Genomic DNA, 21267 nt, shown 5'->3' on the forward strand with positions numbered 1-21267 from the left:
CGCTTGGGTTACTTCCTTTTTTAACCTTCCGACTAACGTCAAAGTTAATCTTTTGATTTATTGACATTTAGTTGTTTTGCTTTTTCTCATTAAATAATGGCTAAAAAAAGACGTTAGCAAAAAAACTCAACTGTTTTACAACCAGTAGGAGGATTGCCCATAACGGTCACTTGTATGTGGTCGGGCGAGATTTCGAAAAGAAATCCAATCAGACCCGCAGGAAAGTGGGCAATTGGTCTGACCTGTCAGACCGCTAAAACCCCGCCTGCCATATACAATTTGTTAGCGGCTGGTGTTATTTTTTTTATTCTTAATCTTTTTCCATTTTTCTTTAATATCTTTTTCACCATCGAAATAGTTTACTTGTGAATCGTTTTTAAATATCTCCATTGTTGGTGCAATTAAAATTTTATTCGAATCAGGGTATACTGCAACATCGTATCCAATAAATGTCCTAACGTCCAGGAATATACAAACCTCACTGGTGTGATTATATAATTGGTGAGCACCCTTTTCCCCTTTCTCGAAGAAGATCAAATCTCCAGTATTTACAATTTCTAATCCTTGGGGAGTTCTCAATGTTGCAGAACCAGAAATTATCATAAAAAGCTCTTCTGCATACCGATGAAAATGGTAGGGAGCTGAGTATTGGTCGGGATTTAATTGTCTTAAATCAAAGTTTAAGTTTTCAGGATTAATTCCCTTATTTATTCTTGAAACATCTGTGAAAATCTTGTAATTGTCAGTTTTATTAGGTGTTTCTTGAAATTCTCTTTGGTCTGATTTCAAAATTTTTGCCATAATCTAAAATCTTTTTAAAATCAAAACTATCAAGTTGCTTTATCGTTTTCCACTTGCCGCCAACGTGTTTGTATATGAAAAGTTGCGTTTATTTACACGCAACTTTTCGGTTTAATTCGGATCATAAATATATGAAAAAGCGAATGGATTAAGTATTTGTCAGCCATTTTTTATATACGTTGTTAGCTGCTGTGCTTTCGGTGAACATTGTTAATCAGCAACAACCTGTTTCTCCGCTTGATTCCGTTCCGCAACAACTTGCTTTTTCAGATGTAGTATTTTTTTCGCTTCCACAACATCCACTATCGGTCGTTTCGCAACAGCTACCTTCGTCTAATTTGTCCGCATAGATTGTTACGCTATAAATTCCTGAACCTGATTGTTTAAATTTATCCAATTCTTCTTGATTTAGGTATTTTAACAACAAGTCGTTTGGTAAGTCTATTTTTCGTTCTGTTTTAATTTGGATATTCTTAAATCCTGCCGATTTAATAATTCCTAAATATTCGCCTTTTTCACTTGCTCCTGCCACGCAACCTGAATATAACTCTGCTGCCTCCAAAATTCCTTTTGGAAGTGAACCAATATAAACAATATCGGAAATACTAAAATGCCCACCTGTTTTTAAAGTTCTGAAAACTTCGTTAAATGCTTTTGTCTTGTTAGGTACAAGGTTCATAACACAATTACTTATTACCACATCTGCTACGGAACTTGTAATATTCTGCATATCTTCGATTTCACCTAATACAAATTCTACATTTTGATAGCCCAATTTTTGAGTGTTCTGCAAGGCTTTTATAACCATTTCGGGTGTCATATCAATCCCAATTACCTTTCCAGTTTCGCCTACAATCCTACGAGCAATAAATGCATCATTTCCAGCACCAGAACCAAGGTCGATAACTGTGTCGCCTTCGTTAATATTTGCGATTTCCGTTGGAAGTCCACAACCCAATGATAAGTCTGAGTCTTTTTCATAGCCTTCTATGTTTTCATAGTTTTCAGCCATTGAAGTGCTAAACTCGTCTGTGGTGCAACATTCTGAATCTGTAGAACAGCAACCTACTTGAATATTGCCTTTCGCAATGTTTCCATAGGATTTTCTGATTTCTTCTTTAATTGTTTCTGTATACATTCTTTTTGAAATTTAATTGTTTATTAATTCGGTTATTGATGAAAGCATTTTTGGATGCGTTTCATTTTCTAATTCAAAATAAGTTTTATCTCCAATTCTGTCAATTACATTAGTGGTCTTGACCATTTCTTGGTAGGTGTCGTAACAAAGCAAGGCCTCTTTCATTTTTTGAATATTGGCATTGCCCAATTTTTCGGTTACCATAATATCCTCTTTTTTCGTCCAAGTAACTCTTGGTATTCCGCCTTCAAAGAACATAGGAAGTCCAGTATCTATAACGGTGAAATATGCAAGTCGTTTCCAAAATTGTAATGTATCTTTTTTGCCGAAAAAAAGCCTTTTGATGATATGATGCAGTGCAATATGGTCGTGATGTCCACTTCCACCGTGAACAGGATAGGTGATGACTACACTGGGTTGGTAGTGCTGCAACCAATTTAATATTTCGATTTCAAGATGAAAAGGATTGACTTTTGCAAGTCCACCATCTTGGTAATCTAAAATGGTCATTTCTGAAATGCCTAAAGTCTTTTGCACTTTTTGCATTTCTTTTTCTCTTACTGCTCCCATTTCAGAAATGGACAAACCAAGGTTGTGTCTTACTTTGGTAGCTCCTCCTTTTGTAAGTGTCAGAAGAATAACCTCGTTTCCTTCTTTAATCTGTTTGTCGATTGCTCCAGCTGGTCCAAATGATTCGTCATCAGGATGTGGAACGATGTACATGATTTCCATATTGTCTTTTGATTTGTTTATATAAACACGCAAAACGGTTAAAAAAGACGCAAAAAAAAGCGAGCTACGGCTCGCTTTAGAAAATTAGTCGCAACTTTTAGTGCAACAACTTTTTGTTTCCAAATCGGTCGGACAACATTTTGTTTTATCGCAACATTCGGTTTTTGTTTTTTCGGTTACTTTTTGGTCATTTATTCCTGCATACACTGCAAGTGAAGTAACAAAAGCAACCAAAACAATGATTACAATTTTTTTCATTGTTGTTAAAATTTTGGGATTCAGGCAATATCACCCTTATGTATATGATGTAGAAATATAAAAAAGGCGCAAAATTAGGAACAAGCGCAATTCTTATCTTCTGTGTCCCTCAAGTTTCCATAACTGTCGCTTGGATAATTGCAACAAGCTAATATGAGTTCTTTCAGTTTTTCTTTGCCTCTCTGAACTCTTGACTTTGCACCTGAATAGGAAATATTAAGCTGTTCCGCCAAATCTTTTTGACTGATATTTTCAAATTCCGATTTGGTCAATGCCACTTGGTATTTTTCTGGAAGTTGTTTGATGAAAGGTTTTATACAGCAATCTGCGATAGTAGCGTTTAAAGATTCGGTTTCCTCTTCGGAAATAAGCGTATAGTCGTTTTCAATGTTATTTTTTTTGTCAGATTTTCTAAAGTGGTCGATTGTAGTGTTACGTGCTATTCCATAAATATATTGCTGTACACTTTTAGCTTGTGCAATTTTGTCAGCATTATTTATTATTTTAAGAAATACATCCTGTAAAATGTCATTGGCTATATTTTCGTCCTTTACTTTTTTTAGTATGAAGTTTTTTAATTCTATATGGAAATCATTCCAAATATTTTCGGTTATGTCGTTCATTAAATTTGTCAATTTTGTTCCTTTCCTATACTAGGACGTAGAAAAGTTTAAAAGGACGCAAAATGTTTTTTCAGCATTTCGACTAACGTCAAAGTTAATCTTTTGATTTATTGATATTTAGTTGTTTTGCTTTTTCTCATTAAATAATGGCTAAAAAAAGACGTTAGCAAAAAAACTCAACTGTTTTACAACCAGTAGGAGGATTGCCGCTAACGGTCACTTGTAAGTTGTCATTGCTGATTTCGGAGAGTGTTCCTGTCCGAAAGATACGGAACTGCGAAACGAGAATCCGCAGTTGGCGTACCACCAAACCCCGCCCTGCAATATGTACATTGTTATAGCCAGTTTTTTATTTCATTTATCTCGTAATTTTACTTCTTATTCCAGTTTAGGTCAAACTTTTTAATTATATCCCCATTTTCGTTAATCGAATCATTTGGAATAGCAGGACTTAACGAATGAAATGGGGAATATCCTTCTTGTTTATGATACCAGTGTTTTTCGAGTTTTGAATATCTTCCACAGCATTCTAAAGAAAAATATGTGAATTTATCATCTGCATTTTCTATCTGAACATTTATCCATTCAGGGATTGCATATTCCATCCACAATAAATCAATTACCTCTTCTGCTTCAATTGGTTTTGATGTTTGATTCAATTTTTCTACTTCTGGAAATGTAATCTCACCGTCTTCTAATCCATCTCTAAAGTTGGAACTTATTTTAACAATAAATTTAAATTGTTCTGGCAGTTTATTAATTACCATCTCCTTTGTGAAAGGGTAAACTTTATTTACTGCTTTTATCAGATTATTATAGAATTCTTTTTTGTTCATTATTTATTATACATCGTTGAAACATATTTATCTCAAACTCTTTTTCAGTTGTTTTTACTTTCATAATGTTTAGGCTATTCACATTGAAAGTTTCTACCTATTTCTTTGTCGAATTCATTAATTAGTTTTTCCAGAATTTCCAATGGCAAATCAGTTCGGAATGTTGAAATTTGAATCTTCTTTAAATTATCATTTCTAAAAATCTCGGCAACAATTTCATTTCTATCATTATCCCAAAGTTCAATGCCGAGTCCATCTCGGACAATGTCACTGGCAATTATTATTTTATAATTGATATTGTCAACTGTAATACTCATCTTTTAAAATTCCGACTAACGTCAAAGTTAATCTTTTGATTTATTGATATTTAGTTGTTTTGCTTTTTCTCATTAAATAATGGCTAAAAAAAGACGTTAGCAAAAAAACTCAACTGTTTTACAACCAGTAGGAGGATTGGCTATAACGGTTGGTACATGTTGTCGGGGCGGATTTCGGAGAGCGTTCCTGTCCGGTAGGACACGGAACTGCGAAACGAGAATCCGCAGTTGGCGTACCACCGAACCCCGCCCTGCAATATGTACTGTGTTGTGTGTAGTTTTTTATTTTTCATTTAACGAATTGCTTGTATTTCTCAGTCCTATATAAAGTTTATCATATATTTTTTCACATGCTGTCAGATAGTTGCCGGTTATTTCGTTTGAGTCTATTCCTAAAGACTTAAAAGCTTTAATAAGTTTTTGGACTGAATTACTTCCTTCTTGATGTGAGTCTAATTGCCTTAAAATATTTAGTGCTTCCAAAAGTTTCATTAATTCCATTTCTTCATAGTCATTCACAAGTCGTGAATTTATTTCACCGGAATCATTTTTTAAGTCCAATCCAGTTTCATTTGAGATTCTGATATAATTGAGAATGAGATTTAACAGTTTGATGCTTCTAAACTGTTCAGAAGGTGACTTTTTGAAATTATCGAGGTCAACTCTTATAATATTTTTTAGAATATTTCGCAATTCTTTCTCTACCAGATTTTCTACAAGAAATAAATGTAATTTCTTCTGTCGGACAAGGAATGCATCTTTTGATAATGTATGCGCTAGATGGTGCGTGATTGGTTTTATGCTGGCATTATTATACCAAGCGTAATAATTCAGGTCTTTTCTATTTATTTTTATTAAATCCTGGCTTGAGAGTTTTAATCCAAAATTGTCGTTTAAAATCGTCGCTAGAAGTTCGCCAAAACGAAGATAACTGAATACTAGTTTTTTTGACCTTTCTGCTATATTTTCTTTGGTTTCATCAATCTTGGATTTATCCACCTGATATTTATTCCAATAGGATATAACTTCATTAGGAGTTCCTTCATATAATTTAAAAAGTTCGATTTCAATGTGATTTCTTCCAATTCGATTACATCTTGTGACAGACCATTGATTTTTATAGCTCACGCCACCAGTTTCAGGGCAGACGCTATAATTCTCGTCTTGTTCATATTTTCCAAGGACTTCATCCGAAACGTAAACATAATCCCAATGTTTTGCATTTAATCGGGTAATTTTATCCTTATACCCTGACCAGTAGTGAGCTTTTTCTTTTCTGTCCCATTTGCTGAAAGGAATATTATTTCCAAGCTTTATTTGCCTAAAACCCGTTACCTCAGTGAAAATCTCATTTTCGGAAATTTTATTGATTCGAAAATGGCTAAATTTTGTAGTTTTTTCGAAAAATCTATTCTGTCCGAGTAGCCCTTCGAGTTCGGTATTCAGTGGTAATATTCTTGTTTCACAATAAACTTGGATTAGCGTTTTCTTTTTTAGCATCAAATAATCCTGTAAATAATCTTTACGGATTTTGACATAGCTTTTTGAATAAATTGGAAAATCATAAACAGATTTGGGAATGGACTGCACAACATCCATCTGCGGTTTACTTAAATCATCCCAATTTATATTTGTTTCTGTCAATCTTGGGGTTAAACCATAAGTCAATAAAAAGTATGGGTCAATCTGGAAGGTGATATTATTCGCAGATTCCCAAGATATAACAAGAGGTTTTACCTTGTCAAGTCCTTCTACTCTTGTAACAAAAACAGTTGATTCTCCTTCATACTCGTAATTCTCGTCATATGCTGGACGCACTGAGCTATCCGATGTTTGATTTATTTCATCGGGTTTTATATGTTCTATTAGTTCAGGGTTAATCAGTAAAGTTTGATAATCTCGTGTAGAATTTATTCCAGATTGCAATTCATGTGTATTTAATTCACTAACATAAATGTATTCTCTTTCTATAGGAGAAAAATTTTTTACGTCGGCAAATATGTCGGGGAACCAATTTTCCATTTAATTATCTTATCTCAATGTTCGTTCTATTTTAAAATTACACACAACGACTGTATATATGTACTTCCCTCCCTGCACTGTGATAAAAAGGGGAAGTCCGGTTTTATCGTTTTGTTCGGAATAAAACCGGATTTGCCGGAAGCTGATTTTACGAGCAATTTCCTCTTGTAGGATGCGGCTTAATGTCTGTCAGCTCCTCGATTCTTACCGGCCGTTTTTCATCGATAGATTTTCGTGCAGCAATTCCAATCAGGCACGACATAGCGCCATCCCGTGTGCCAGCCGCATGTTTTAAGGGATCGGACATATCCGGATAACGGAAAATTTTATCCTGCAAACGGGAATCGCCTCCGCCGTGTCCACCTTGTCCGGCTCTGATTTTTAAAATTTGATGTTCACGATCGAAGTTATTCATCACAAAAATTTCATCATGGTCGATTTCCCCCTGATCTTCCTGATTCATCTCTGCCGCATGCAGGGTTGCCTGGTTAATTTTTTCCTGCCTGCGCCAGGGGATTCCGCTCCACGACTCCACGCGCCCTTCTTTCCCGTTAAATGCAATGCGCCAGCCTTCGTAAGGAGAATAGGTTGTAAGCGAATAATTGACAACGATATCGTTTGCATATTTAATTTGAAGAGACATTTTATCATAAATGTCAATTTGCTCCCGCCACAGGCAATTATCCCGGATGTAACCATCGTATTTTTCGTTTGCCACATAGAGTTCCATCGACCGTTTGTCTTTTGTAATATCCCAGTAGTACTGGCATTTATCGGTGTACGCACAGTTTCGGCAATTTGCCCCTCTGAATGAATTGTTTTTTCCGTAATGTTCCAATGCGCCGTAAGCTGTAATTTCAACCGGGTCGGAATCGATAAACCAGTTCAGTATATCAAAATGGTGCGTGGCCTTATGGACCAGAAGGGTACCTCCCTTGTCGCGCTCTCCGTGCCACCTTCTGAAGTAAGATGCGCCATGGTACACATTAAGATACCAGTGGAAATCAACGGAAGTAATTTTTCCTACCGGTTTTTTAACCAGAAATTCTTTTAATGCAGTGGGAAGGGTGGCATACCGCATATTAAAACCGACAATACATTTTTTGCCTGTCCGTTTTTCAGCATCCAGAATGGCCTGTAGTTTTGTTTCATCGGTGGTAATGGGTTTTTCCGTCAATACATCCACCCCCAGTTCCATACTTCTGATAATAAACTCATGGTGATTGGAGTCCATGGTGGTTACCATAACCAGGTCGGGCTTTGTTTCGGCTATCATTTTGTCGAAATCAGTATAAACCGGACAATCGACACCCATGTACTTTTTGGCCAGTTCCAGTCTCCCGGGATTGATGTCGCACAGCCCGACAAAAGCGACCAGATCACTGTAGTTGTCCACAATCCGTTTTCCCCAGAAGCTTGTTCCCCGGCTTCCGGTACCTACCAAAACGACCTTTTTTTTATTGTTCCCGGCAACGGCAGCACCTACCGGATTTGAAAGAATTGAAGTGCCGGCAGCAATTCCGGCCGAAGCAGCAATAAAGTTTCTACGTTTCATGATATTGGTTTAAAATTTCCTGACGATAAAAGTAGCAAAATAACTATGCTGAAAGCTCCTGAAAACACGGCTATTTTCCTCGTATATGGCCTTTTTCAATTATTTCATTCATGAGCGAAGACAATTCAGCTACTTTTTCAGGATGCTGAAAGTATATATTATTGTTTTCAACAACATCTTCCTTCATATTATAAAGCTGGCCGGAAGGTCCTTTTTTAACCGGCGGTAGTTTGGTGGGATAGGAAAAACCGCCGGATCCAAGGCCGTCAATGAACTTCCAGTTTCCCATGCGGATGCCATAGAACCCGTCCGATGAATGGTGCACCATGGATTCACGAACCACTTTTTCTGTTTCGCCATTTAAAACATGCCAAAAACTGAAACTGTCTTCAGCCTGGTTGGCTTCCGGTTTTTGCCCGGTGAGGTGGCAAAAGGTGGCAAAAAAATCAGTGAGGCTTACAAGTTGCTTGCAGGATGCCGCTTTTTTTATTTTTTCCGGCCATGAGATAATCAATGGAATCCGATGGCCTCCGTCCCACACATCCCCTTTTTGTCCTTTGCGGCCCTGATTGGAGTCGTGGGCATAGAGCTCAATCTCTTCCTGCGGCCAGTAAGCCCCGTTGTCGCTTGAAAAAATAAGCATTGTATTTTTTGTTATCCCGTTACGAATGAGCGCCTGTTTAATTTGTTCCACGGTATGGTCAACATCCAGCACAAAGTCGCCGTAAAGTCCCACCGATGATTTTCCCCTTGACTGCTCCGACGGCATCCAGGGAGTGTGTGGCGCAGTTAGCGGCAGATAAAGAAAAAAGGGTTTGTCCGGATTTTCGTCAACCTGTTTTTCAATAAATCTCACTCCTTCTTTCGTAATTTCAGAAAGACAGTTTTCTACCCTGAATGACCGGGACATTTCGCCCTGCCGCCACCAAACGCCTTTTTCCCAGTAAACCGCCAAATCGTTGGTATGCTTTTTATCCCAGGCATATTCGGTATTTTCCAATCGGGCGGGGTAGTGGTCAGTGGTTAAAATCATATCGGCATCAACTGCTTTATGGTTCCGGAGAAAAACGTAAGGCGGAATGTCGAGAGAGGCCGGATGGATGAATGAGTAATCAAATCCATAATCATTGGGGCCGCTGGTTACTTCCTTGCTGAAATCCACGTTTGACCAGCCTGTTTCCCAATCCATTCCCGGATTTTTCCCGTTGTTGGTTTGCCAGCCCAGTCCCAGATGCCATTTGCCAATACAGGCAGTAGTATAACCCGCATTTTTCAACAGGGTCGCCAGGGTTTTCCGTTCCGGTTCAATTACCGGTGGGGTGAACCCTCCGATGCCATGGGCTGCGTGCTCCGACCGAAAAGCATATCTCCCGGTAAGCAGTCCGTACCGCGACGGTGTACAAACCGATGCACTGGCATGCGCTTCAGTAAAAGTAATTCCTTCATCGACCAGTTTGTCTATGGCCGGTGTTTGCGTTCGCGCTGCCGGATTCAGGGCGCTCACGTCGCCGTACCCCATGTCGTCTGCAAAAATGATAACGATGTTGGGTAACGGCGAGTTACCCGAGGCTGAAGCATTGCAAAGTGAAAACAAGTATAGAATGCTGGCAAAAAATGAGATAGTAACCCAGGATAGCTTCATGATAATCAAGTTTAATTACGAAATATTAAAGATATTAGGTAATTCGTTATCAGTCAAGTTTTCAACCCGGTTTTTGCTCCTTGCTCTGTCCATTCCGGCAACACCTCCTTAATGCCTGTAAACAACCAGTTTATTGCTGAATCAGTTGGAAATACCTCTCTGAATAGTATTTCAGAAGTTCATTTGCGCCCGAAATTTTTATTTGCTCCAACTTGTATTATATAAGTACCAATACGAATCAAGTGTTGAATTTCTGATAATCAGCTAATATCAACTCTTGATTCGCATTACTAAGCAAAATCCATTTTCCGTTTAGAGAAACCGATATGAGTACTTTAGCGTTTCCCGATAACCAATGATTATGTAAATATAAGGAGCATTTTAAAGTTCCCGGATTTTCAAATTTTTAAACCAGACGGTATATCCATGATCCTGAAGTCCAATGTAACCTTCTTTTGAAACACCTTCGATAAAACCCGGAAAGTTTTTGAATTTACTGTTTTGAACAAGCTCATCCCATTCCTTTGTCCATAACGTATACTCAACAACTTTTCTTCCGTTCATCGTATGACTTACTTTCCCGTCCTGAACTTTAATAACTACCGTATTCCAGAAGCCTGCAGGATTAACAGTTCCCGGGTCGGCAGCAATCATGTCGTATAACGAACCAGCCAGGTGGGAGTCTATTTTATTGTCTGTTGCATTTTCATTATCTAAAACTTGTATCTCAGGGGCGGCATAATAAATTTTTTTGCCCGGTGTTTCCCGAATATTGTAGAAAATTCCTGAATTTGCCATTTCACCGGCTTTCCAGTCGATGGAAAGTTCAAAGTTCTTGAATTTTTTATCGCCAAATATAATGTCTCCGTTGGCGCCTTGTCCGGGCTTTTTCCCTTTCCCTAAATGTACTTTCATTGTTTCATCTTCAATAACCCAGTTCTCAGGCATTTTTGTTCCGTCGTATTGCCTCCATCCATTAAAGTTTTTGCCGTTAAACAGTAATTTCCATCCTGATTCTTTTTCTTGTTTTGAAAGGCTGTTATCTTTCTTCAGGTTTTTGTAATATAGTTCTTTTGCCTCGATTTTCATTCCGGGGTTGTGTCCCTGAATGGCAAAATACCCGGATTGGTATTCATCATCTTCATATTTCATAACCAATTCATCATTAATCCAAAAGGTTATATTATTCCCAACCGCTTTAATTTTGTATGAAAACCACTCTCCGTCTTTTGTTATTAGCTTTTCGGCTTTACCGGTAGGTGTTCCCGGTTTCCACAACCATCCGGTATGAGCGTCCTGGTTATGACAGATTTGGGCTTCGTATCCCCTGGGAAATCCATCGGGATTATTTTCCGGTGGAACTGCCCTGAAATAAAATCCGCTGTTTGTTTTTTCACCGGTGATACGGAACATTCCTTTGAATTCAAAATCAGAGGCTGTGGTGTAGGTGTAAATGTGGCCCATGCCACCTTCGCCAACAAGCACTCCATTTTGAACTGCCCACGTTGCTTTGCCCCGGATAAACCATCCTGTTAAATCTTTGCCGTTAAACAGGGAAACCCAATCAGACTGAGCATATATGGCACCGGAGTTTAAAAAAGAGACCGTAAAGAATAACAATAAAAGTTTTTTCATGATTCAAAATTTAATTATTTAGGTTTTACAAAGTAATAAATTAATGACTGTTTGAGATTTTTTAGACTAAAAAGTTTAAACCCCAAACAGTCATTATAAGAAAAGGGCAATTACTTATTTAAGAAGGCATATCAGGAAGAGACCACCCTTCGCGATACGTATGTTTGATCAAATCTTCCGCAAATGCCCTGGCGTTAATAGGTTCGCTCCAGACTTTGTTAAATCGTGGATGTCCGTCAATTATTTCCAGTCCATCATCAATACAGAATTTGAACTCTTCATTGTCGCGGATATTCGTGAATTGCATATTGAGTCCATCCCAATGCAATTCTTTATTCAAATCCTGCAGGCGAACCGCGAGAACTCCCATAACCACCATTTCGTTAAACGGTCCGGCTTCTGAGAATGGAGAAGCTGTTTCAACCCGGTTTTCCGGGGTTTCTTTACAGGCTCTAATCCAGTCTTGTTCATGACTTATTTCGATACGCGGAATGGATTGGGCCACGTTGGGTACCCGGCCCGACAGCAGCCATGGTTTCCGTCCGTAACAACCGCATATCAGCTTATCTTTTGTGCCATGAAATAGGACACCTCCTCCATGGTAATTCATATCGCGCCCTTCGGGCCAGTCAGATGGTTTCATGGGGCGCATTCCGCCATCCATCCAGGTTACTTCTACTTCGGGAAGGTCTATTTTTATGCCGCGTTCCTTTGGTCTTTCAGGAAAGATAAGTTTTACTGTTTCGCTGTCAGGTGCGGAGTCTGTCATTAACAGTGTGGATACTCCCTGTACCCTGGTAGGATAGCCCAGCTTAAGCCCCATAAATACGGGGTGAAGTATATGGCAGGCCATATCGCCAAGGGCACCGGTTCCAAAATCCCACCACCCTCTGAAAGTCCAGGGGGTGTACATTCTGTGATATGGACGAAATTTGGCAGGGCCGATAAACAAATCCCAGTTCATGGTTTCCGGCGGCCACATTCCTGTTTTAGGAGCAGCCAGTCCCTGGGGCCATAGCGGACGATCTGTAAAAGCTTCCACTTTGGTTACTTCACCTATTTCATTATTCCACAGCCACTCCTGTATTAAGCGAACCCCTTCTTCCGAAGAACCCTGGTTTCCCATAGAAGTGGCTACTTTGTACTTTTCTGCCAGTTTGGTCAGAAGCCTTGATTCATATACCGAATGGGTTAAAGGTTTCTGAACAAAAACATGTTTGTTCAGGGTCATGGCGTGGGCTGCAACAATAGCATGGTTATGGTCTGCTGTAGCCACCAGCACGGCATCTATTGACTTCCCCATTTCATCGTACATTTTTCGCCAGTCCCAGTATTTTTTTGCTTTTGGGAAATAATCAAAACATCGTTTGCTGTGAGCCCAGTCAACATCGCACAAGGCAACAATATTCTCCGTTTCCATTTGCTTGAGGTTCCCAAAACCCATCCCGCCAATACCAACTCCGGCGATGTTCAGTTTGTCGCTGGGCGCTTTATGGCCCAGGCCTGCTACCACATTGCTTGGGACGATTGAGAAACCGGCTGCTGCTGTGGCTGTGGTTGTGATGAAATTCCTTCGGTTAATATTTTCCATGGTAAATAGTTTTAAAAAAATTGGCGGAATAGTACATAAGCTTATTCCGCCAATGGTGTAAAGAGATTTAGTTGGCCTCTTTTAAAACAATTTCAATAATTCCTGAATCCGTTTTTCCGGAAAATACAATCGTTACAGCATCGCCCACTTCAAGCAATTTGGCTTCTTGCCTGGAGTAGGTAACCGAGGTTTTGTGGTCTTCGCCCACCGTAATACTTTTTTCAGTACCCGACACAGGAAGCAGTTGCTCGGCACCCCCCGGATCCCAGGAAGGTACCTGTTGCATCAGCACCGTAGAAACCATTGTGTCGCCCGGCTTTGCATTGGGGAAATAACAATTTATGGTGAAAGAATCATCCGCAATAGTAACTTCATCTGCAGTAACTTCTGAGATTTCGGAAATAATTACGTTTCCGTTTTCATCGTATGGAATGTCAAAGTATGGTTGCTCTGTGCAGCTCATCAATAAAGCTGTAACAACGATTAACGATAGCGATATGATAATTTTTGTCTTCATCTTTTTAAAATTTAAATTTTGAAAGTCACAACAAATTAGTTTGGCAAATACCCAAAGTTTTGCTGTATAATGCCATTATTATTCATCTCATCGCCCGGTATAGGTGAGAGCAAATGCTGGGGAGTAAACGAAAAGTTGAATAGTTGAGGTTTATGCCCAATGAAATTTTCCATAGCCGATATTTCATGGTCGCCATAAACCAGGCATTTCCTGGTGCGCCGCTGATCCCATAGCATTTTGTTTTCAAAAATCAACTCCCACGCCCTTTCACTCAAAATATCTTTCAGTGTCAGGTTCGCTGCCGATATTGGAGCAAGTTCTGCTCTTTCCCGGATTTCGTTAATCCCTTTTTCAATATCGTCATCAGATACCGATTGCCCTAATTGCTTTAACGCCCAGTTGACTTCGGTAAGCATTAATAAAATTTCGCCATAGCGATAATGGGTCCAGTTTAATCCGGAACCATTTACGGATTTAACAGCTGCTGCATCATAGTATTTCCATAAATGTGGAATAAACCTCACAGTATCTAAAACATCGTCAATGTTTGTATCCCAGGTAAAGAAAAACTGGCGTTCCTGTGCCCGTTTGTCATTGGCACCATATGAGCTTGTGTAACCCACCCAGGGAGTAAATGAACCGTTTTCATCCGATTTCGAGATTTTTGTCAACAGCGGAAGCGCTTTTTGAATGATTTCATTGTTGTAATCTGACTCTGTTGAGTATTGAACCTGAAAGATGGCTTCGCCCTTATTGTTCATTGCCGGATTGTTAAAATCATTGTATGTGCCCAGCTCATATTTTCCGTACAAGGCATCCAGTTGTGTTTTTGCCTTTTGTAAAAAGTTGAGGCCGCCAGCAACCGGATAATCCTGCATCGACCATGAACCACTTGTACACCAGCTATTGCTTGGGTTTGTTGCAACTTCCTGGTATGGGTAACCCGCAGCAGTTAAGTATACATCTGCCAAAATGGCCCTGGCAACATCCTGCGTAACACGTCCATCGGTCGATTTTCCGGCAGGAAGCCTGTTTATGGCACCTTCAAGATCCGGAATAATTATTTCATCGTAAATGGTTTTAAGGCTTGTCCGTTCCATTTCCGCTGCAAATACATCACTCACAGGTTCTGTTATCATAATGGCATCGCCCCAGTACCTGACAATACAGAAATAGAAGAAGGCCCTCAATGTTCGAACTTCTGCATCAAATCGGTTAAACTCCTCATCTGTAAGTTCGATGGTAGGTAATTGCTGTATGGCAAGGTTGCAGTCCTGTACACCATGATACCAGTTACTCCATTGGTTATTGAAATTATCCAGTAAATCCCCGGTGACCTGGTTTGTTTGGTATTTGTCAAACTGAGAGTGTGGTTCGATTGTATATGCTCCACCAGTAGGGAACTCAAGTGTATTGGGCAGGTTATTTCCCCAATCCCTTGCTCCGTGTGTCCAGGTTCTTAACATTCTGTATGAACCTATGGCAAAAGCTTCACCATATTCTTTTCCGGTGATATCTGCAGAAGTTGTAAGTTCTCCGGTTGGTACCTCTTCCAAAAAATTCTCACAACCATTTAATGTAAGTAAGATTGCCACTAAAAGTGTAGTGAACCTTAATGTTTTATTATATTTTATTTTGGTGTTCATAATATTATCATTTTAAGATTAGAAACTTACATTAACCCCTAAGCTGAAATTGGTAGGCGTAGGATACTGATACTTATCAATATTCGGGATATTGGCACGCTGCTTATCCTGTGAGCTGCCTTCAGGATCATAACCTTCCAGTTTTTGTCCGGTTATCAGGAAGAAATTTTCCATAGCATAGAAAACCCGCATTCGTTTAAGCCCGAATTTATTTACAAAGGTATATCCCAAAGATGCCGACTGGCCCCTGATAAATGAACCGTCGTACATTTGGTGGGTATCTGTATAGGAGTCGTAACGGGCCCCGGCATTTCCTGCACGTACCTGAGCAACCATTGTTCCCGTCTGATGGTCGGGCCGCCAGGCATTTAAAACCCTGTTAACCATGCCGGAAACAAACTGACGGTCTTCGGCCGATTCGTGAACGATTGATTTATTTACACCGTAAACGAACTGAATATTGATATTGGCATCAAAGTTTTTGTAACTAAATGAATTAATCAGGCCTCCGTATCCCTTTGGGTAGGCGTGACCAATAATATCACCATCGGTAATAAGCTCAATTTTGCCGTCCTGGTTAACATCTTCAAACTTAAGATCGCCAGGCAGCCTTCCATAGCGGGCAGCCTCTACGGCTTCCTCGGTGCCCCAAACTCCCATACGGTTTAGTCCAAAGAATGAACCAATTGGTTCCCCAACCCGATAGACAGAAGTGGCATTTCCTGCTCCAGTATCAACATAAACATCAGCATTTGTCGGTCCAAGTTCAAGTACTTTGTTTCTGTTGTTGGTAAGGGTGAGGGTCGTTGTCCAGCTAAAATCGTTTCTGTCAATATTCCGGGTGGTCAATTCAATTTCAAAACCTTTGTTCTCTACTGCACCATAGTTTACCCAGGCGGTTCCGCTTGTGGTTGACTCGGGTAACGGAAGCTCAAATAGCATGTCAGTCGTTTTCTTGTAGTAAAAATCCAACACAAGGTTTATTCTGTTTTGAAATAACCCAAGGTCAAGACCCAAATCATACTGGGTTGTGGTTTCCCATTTCAGGTTAGGGTTACCGGTTGAACCGGGATAAAGACCTGCATATTTACCATTGCCAAACATAACGGTAGCGTTATTAATGTACTGTTGTGTTACATAACTACCAATTTCCTGGTTCCCTGTTTGACCGGCACTGGCACGTAATTTTAAATTGGAAATGGCCTCAGAGTCAGACATGAATCCTTCCTCGGAGATCCTCCATGCACCCCCAATTGACGGAAAGAAAGCGTACTTGTTGTTTTCGCCAAATTTGGAAGAACCGTCGTATCTCCCAGTTACCGTTAACATATATCTTCCCAGGTAGCTGTAGTTGAAACGGGCAAAGTAGGAGTTCAATGCACTTCTTGTACTTGAAGAATGAGCTTGTGGAGTATCGGCCCCTGCATTCAGGTTATTGTGCAAATAAAAGTTTGACGTAAAATTGTATGCCCTGGCTTCAACCCAGTCATACATATCTTCCGACCACGAAAGCCCTAACATACCCATAATGTTGTGGTTCCCTATTGTTTTGTTGTAGTTAAAGTAGTTTTGGTTTTGCCAATAGAACCATCTGGCATTGCTTCCTCTAGCATCGGATTTCCTTGTTCCCTGGAAATCTCCGTTGAACCACCTGCTATCTTCACTTCTGTTATCAACAGAAAAGTCGGTTTTAAAACTTAAGTCAGGTGTAATTTGGGCATTCAGAATAGCTCCGCCCCTAAATTGTGTGTCGATATAATATCCGTCTCTTTGATCCATTACATACACAATATTTCTCCAGTTTTCCCCTACGGCGAAGTCCCTTCCGGTACTGTACAATCCTGCATAAATGCCGTACGTATCCGGATCGTCAGGATATTTCACCGGTAAGATAGGCCATGTTTCAGCTACCGTTCTGGTTTGGTCGTCACCCCTTGTTTTTTTGGATCTGGAGAACGCCATATTGGCACTTAAGTCCAGCCAGTCGTTAATCTGAACATCTGCGGTGGTGGATGCATTGGTACGTTTATAATACGATTCCAACATGAGACCATCCTGGTCGATGTGCCCGAGAGACAGGGAGAGTCTTGCTTTTTCTGAACCACCACTTACATCTACATAATGGTCGTGTGACCAGGCCGGGTTAAAAGCATAGTCTTCCCAATCTGAATAGAATCTCGGCTTGTAATACTTTCCATCGTTCCCCATAAAATCAAGCCCGGGCAGGTATTGTCCCTGACCCACTTCTTCGAACAGATGGGGCATTTCTGACCAGGAAAGTCCTGTACCTCTGCCGCCGCGAAAATCTTTGGATAAATCGAGAGTTCCGTATTTTGGCGTATTGTTAAAAGCCTGCTCGTAGAGATACATAAACTGGTCGGCAGTTACGGTATAATTGTGCCTTGTCATTATACTGTATGATACAGAACCACTGTAATTAACCTGAATATCTCCTGCCGCACCTCTTTTGGTTTGAATAATGATTACCCCATTTGCTCCCCGGGTACCATATATTGCAGTTGCAGAGGCATCTTTTAAAACATCAATACTTTCTATGTCATTTGGGTTCAGATTATGCAGTGCATTTTTTACACCCACAATTCCATCCACAACAAAAAGAGGATCGCTGTTTGTATTTATGGAGTTTGTACCCCTGATACGAATCTGAGGACGTGAACCCGGTTCCCCAGCAGCCATTTTGATAACCTGGACACCTGAAATTTTATTCTGCAGGGCCTGACCAATATTTGTAACAGGCCTGTCAATCAGTTTTTCAGGTGTGACACTGGCTACGGAACCGGTAAGATCACTTTTTTTCATGGTGCCATAACCCACTGCAACAATCTCTTCAATGCCAATATAATCGGCTTCCATCTTCACATTAATTTGTGATTGCCCATTTACCTGAATTTCCTGAGAAATCATTCCTACAAACGAAAATATAAGTGTAGCGTCCTCCGGAATATTGGATAAAGAATAGTTCCCGTCGGTGTCAGTCACTGTACCTTTTGTGGTTCCTTTAACGACAACCGTAACGCCAGGTAAAGGGTGGTCGGTGGCATCCGTTACTGTTCCGAAAACAGATTGTTGCTGGGCTGACATATTTCGCCCTGCTGAAGGCAGAAAGTCATTGCCAAATCCAGCCCCGGTTTTTCTCACTACAATATATCTGTCTATGACAGTATAATCGAAGTTAGTCCCTTTAGTTGCCCGGTCAAGTATTTCCATTACCGTGGCATTTTGGGCTTCCATGGTAAGGTTATCCAGCAATGTAAGCTCTTCTTTTTGGTAATAGAACAAGAATTCGCTTTTTGCTTCAATTTGTTTGATGAGTTCAACCATGTTCCCATCTTTTAATGAGATGTTCAGGCGGGTGTTTTGTGAATAAGTTGAAGCCGAAGCCCCCGCCAGGAAGAGAAGTATGAGCATTAACGTTAGTTTCATTTTTAATAATAATTCTCTCAAAAGTCGGTTTAAACCGACTTGGGTTTCATGATTTTCCATAACTTTACGCAGTTTTAATGATTATTACACTTAGTTTTAGTCACAACGGTGGGCATGTGGGGCATGCCCATCGCTTTTTTATTTGCTTTCAACAAATATACTTTTCGCAGTAACCCCTGCAGGTTAATCCCGATTTAGATGATTTATTCCATTATTAATTGGCATTAGGGAATCTTAGTCGGGGTTCATTGGTGTAGAATCTCTCACACCTTGTTTAGGATCATAGTTTTACTTCATAGGCATTTATTTTTTTGAAATGATTATTATGTCTTTTGTATCCAGGTTTCTTACAAATTCCGCTTCAACAGATAAAAGCATACAGATCGCTTTCATTGACTGATCTATAGGTTTATTTTTGAGAACGGTTCCAGTAAACCGAATGTTCTTTGCCTCATCGCTGGTAAACCGGATTTCCACGTTGTACCATCGTTCCATCCTGCGGGCAACTTCGGCCAGGCATTTACCGTCAAATTTGATTTCTCCTTTTATCCAACTTTCATAAAAGGTGGTATTTACTTCCGCGGTTTTAATTTTTTTTGTCGGATCATCAGGTAAGGTTATTTGCTGCCTTGGATTAAGCTGCTTTAATGATCTTCCTTTAAAATCATTTAATTGTACAGAACCTTCAACCAGGGTTACCTGGCTGAACCTTTCGTCGGGATAGGCGATGGCGGCAAACTTTGTTCCCAGCACTTCTACCTCGTTATTTTTTATTTGTACCTTAAACGGAATTTCATCTTTTTTTACTTCGAAAAAAGCTTCACCGTCCAGTTTTACTTTCCTGTCATTTTCTCCAAAATTATTGGCATAGCGCAGTGTAGTACCCGAATTGAGCCACACATGGGTGCCGTCACTGAGGGTTAATTCCGACATTTGTCCAAGGGGTACAAAAATTTTGGTATAGCCGATTGACCTTTTTTGAAAAGGCTTCCAATCTATTTGAAGAAGGGTGCCAATACTAATAGCCAGAATAATAATGGCGGCGTATTTGGTAATGTTAAGGTACAGTTTAGTGTTCTTGTTTTTAAAGTTAAGAGTTATTCTTTGCCACGAATGTCTTTCTGAACTTTGGGCTAAGGGTTTTGTTTCGGAGAGGTTCCCGTGGAGGTTATTTACCACATTATAAATTTTCCGGTTTTCGGGATGCTTCAAAAGTTCTTCCAATTCCATTTTTTCTTTGTCGTTAGCTTCATTGTGAACTTTTGAAGCGCAGAGCTCCCATATTTTATCCTGGTTTGTTTTTTCCATTTATTATATCATTTATCTTTTGCTAAAGAACGACCAGAAGTTCCAGCCGTTCTTTTTAGCCTAAACTATGAACAACCGGATGTGGTTTATCAGTTGCCATTTGCAAAAAGACGGAAAATTGAATGGGGGAGGGTGACAGAAAAGCAAATTATTTTTAATAAAATTTAAGGTTGGATAGATTCTGGTTGATTTGCAGTGTGTTGGTAAGGGTGATTGTTTAGAATAATATTTAAATTTTGGAAGAATGAGAAAACCGCCTTGTCTTCATGCTCGTACCTCAAATGAATCCACTCCCCGTCTGACAGCACAGCCGGGCAGTTCCTGCCAGGAAGAGTGGATTTTTGTTGTGAGGGTGTTTATGTAGTTTAAAAATCTGCTAAAAGTGTCTGTTTTAAATCAGGTTATAATAAATATGAGATTTTCAGTGCAATCTTCTATATGTGTAAAACACAGTTTCAATGGCGCAAATAATGATTGATATTTTAAGTTAGCTAATGTTATGTTTGTTTCTTAAAAAGGAAAAACCAATAGGTATTAGCGCAAACGATATCACTACCGAAGCGATTAAGGAGAGCAAATCGATATCAGGGTTGAAGAACAATAATGACCCGGCAATAAGTGCAATACTCTGCCACGTTGGGATAATGTTGGTTTTTAAAAAACCGATACCAGCCAAAATCATGGCTACAGGAATAAACAGATATAGTTGTGCCAGCCACATATAGCCTTTGTATTGTATCATAGCTTCAAGGCCTGGTGTTAGCACGGCAAACTGCTCATCGGGAAGGGTATTAAAGGCAGAAGGTACCAGGGCCAAAGCACCTTTGTCAACGCCAAGCATAAAGCTTCCGAAAATCCCAAAAATTAGCACCCCAAAACTAAGAACCGGACTTTTGTCTCGGAGCATTTTGTAAAAACCAGACATGATTCCGATGAATAAGAATCCTGAGAACATCACACCAATGTGCCCCACTTCGAGTAAATGGTTATTTCGGAATTCATTGGCAAAATCTTGTCCTTTGTCCATTACGTCCAAAGACAGTAATTTGGGATGAGCTGCAAAACCAATAATGAGCAATATAGACACTAAAAAAAACGAAAGGCCAATGATTGTGCGTTTTAAGAAATCGGTTTTGTTCATATCCAAATGTTTTAAAAGTATGCCCCAAAACTAAAATCAAGGCATATCGTTATTTTAACGA

Annotated in this window: 17 protein-coding genes; all 17 read right to left on the reverse strand. The window is 39.7% G+C overall.

Annotated elements, in window-relative coordinates:
• Positions 1–282: 282 nt before the first annotated feature.
• Positions 283–801 carry a cupin domain-containing protein gene (locus D1164_RS10965; RefSeq protein WP_119350025.1) on the reverse strand — a complete coding sequence of 173 codons (519 nt, stop codon included), beginning with the start codon at positions 799–801 and terminating at the stop codon, positions 283–285.
• A 214-nt stretch (positions 802–1015) separates the two neighbouring features.
• Positions 1016–1939 (reverse strand): arsenite methyltransferase, encoded by a 924-nt coding sequence (gene arsM / locus D1164_RS10970; RefSeq protein ID WP_119350026.1) that lies wholly within the window; start codon positions 1937–1939, stop codon positions 1016–1018.
• Positions 1940–1951: 12 nt separating this feature from the next.
• Positions 1952–2671 carry a PIG-L deacetylase family protein gene (locus D1164_RS10975; RefSeq protein ID WP_147372157.1) on the reverse strand — a complete coding sequence of 240 codons (720 nt, stop codon included), beginning with the start codon at positions 2669–2671 and terminating at the stop codon, positions 1952–1954.
• Positions 2672–2755: 84 nt separating this feature from the next.
• Positions 2756–2929 (reverse strand): hypothetical protein, encoded by a 174-nt coding sequence (locus D1164_RS23770; RefSeq protein WP_172594429.1) that lies wholly within the window; start codon positions 2927–2929, stop codon positions 2756–2758.
• 74 nt (positions 2930–3003) lie between these two features.
• Positions 3004–3552: an RNA polymerase sigma factor SigZ gene (sigZ, locus tag D1164_RS10985; RefSeq protein WP_119350029.1), complete on the reverse strand. Its 549-nt coding sequence runs from the start codon at positions 3550–3552 to the stop codon at positions 3004–3006.
• 371 nt (positions 3553–3923) lie between these two features.
• The gene (locus tag D1164_RS10990; protein WP_119350030.1) at positions 3924–4388 is read right to left on the reverse strand and encodes a hypothetical protein; all 465 of its coding nucleotides are present in this window, start codon (positions 4386–4388) and stop codon (positions 3924–3926) included.
• A 74-nt stretch (positions 4389–4462) separates the two neighbouring features.
• Positions 4463–4705 carry a hypothetical protein gene (locus tag D1164_RS10995; protein ID WP_119350031.1) on the reverse strand — a complete coding sequence of 81 codons (243 nt, stop codon included), beginning with the start codon at positions 4703–4705 and terminating at the stop codon, positions 4463–4465.
• Between the two features lie 282 nt (positions 4706–4987).
• Positions 4988–6727: a hypothetical protein gene (locus D1164_RS11000; RefSeq protein ID WP_119350032.1), complete on the reverse strand. Its 1740-nt coding sequence runs from the start codon at positions 6725–6727 to the stop codon at positions 4988–4990.
• Between the two features lie 148 nt (positions 6728–6875).
• Entirely contained in the window at positions 6876–8282 is a 1407-nt protein-coding gene (locus D1164_RS11005) for a Gfo/Idh/MocA family oxidoreductase (protein ID WP_119350033.1), read from the reverse strand.
• 70 nt (positions 8283–8352) lie between these two features.
• Entirely contained in the window at positions 8353–9924 is a 1572-nt protein-coding gene (locus D1164_RS11010; RefSeq protein ID WP_119350034.1) for a sulfatase family protein, read from the reverse strand.
• A gap of 381 nt (positions 9925–10305) precedes the next feature.
• Positions 10306–11559: a 3-keto-disaccharide hydrolase gene (locus tag D1164_RS24030; RefSeq protein ID WP_119350035.1), complete on the reverse strand. Its 1254-nt coding sequence runs from the start codon at positions 11557–11559 to the stop codon at positions 10306–10308.
• Positions 11560–11677: 118 nt separating this feature from the next.
• A complete protein-coding gene (locus D1164_RS11020; RefSeq protein WP_119350036.1) occupies positions 11678–13150 on the reverse strand; it encodes a Gfo/Idh/MocA family protein in 1473 nt (490 codons plus the stop codon).
• A 67-nt stretch (positions 13151–13217) separates the two neighbouring features.
• Positions 13218–13667 (reverse strand): hypothetical protein, encoded by a 450-nt coding sequence (locus D1164_RS11025; RefSeq protein ID WP_147372158.1) that lies wholly within the window; start codon positions 13665–13667, stop codon positions 13218–13220.
• Between the two features lie 35 nt (positions 13668–13702).
• Positions 13703–15313 carry a RagB/SusD family nutrient uptake outer membrane protein gene (locus tag D1164_RS11030; protein ID WP_119350038.1) on the reverse strand — a complete coding sequence of 537 codons (1611 nt, stop codon included), beginning with the start codon at positions 15311–15313 and terminating at the stop codon, positions 13703–13705.
• An 18-nt stretch (positions 15314–15331) separates the two neighbouring features.
• Entirely contained in the window at positions 15332–18757 is a 3426-nt protein-coding gene (locus tag D1164_RS11035) for a SusC/RagA family TonB-linked outer membrane protein (protein ID WP_172594430.1), read from the reverse strand.
• A 303-nt stretch (positions 18758–19060) separates the two neighbouring features.
• Positions 19061–20065 (reverse strand): FecR family protein, encoded by a 1005-nt coding sequence (locus D1164_RS11040; RefSeq protein ID WP_119350040.1) that lies wholly within the window; start codon positions 20063–20065, stop codon positions 19061–19063.
• A gap of 487 nt (positions 20066–20552) precedes the next feature.
• Entirely contained in the window at positions 20553–21206 is a 654-nt protein-coding gene (locus D1164_RS11045) for a DUF4386 family protein (protein ID WP_119350041.1), read from the reverse strand.
• Positions 21207–21267: the final 61 nt, after the last annotated feature.

Origin of the sequence: Mariniphaga sediminis, assembly GCF_003573545.1 — a bacterium.
Taxonomy (GTDB): Bacteria; Bacteroidota; Bacteroidia; order Bacteroidales; family Prolixibacteraceae; genus Mariniphaga; species Mariniphaga sediminis.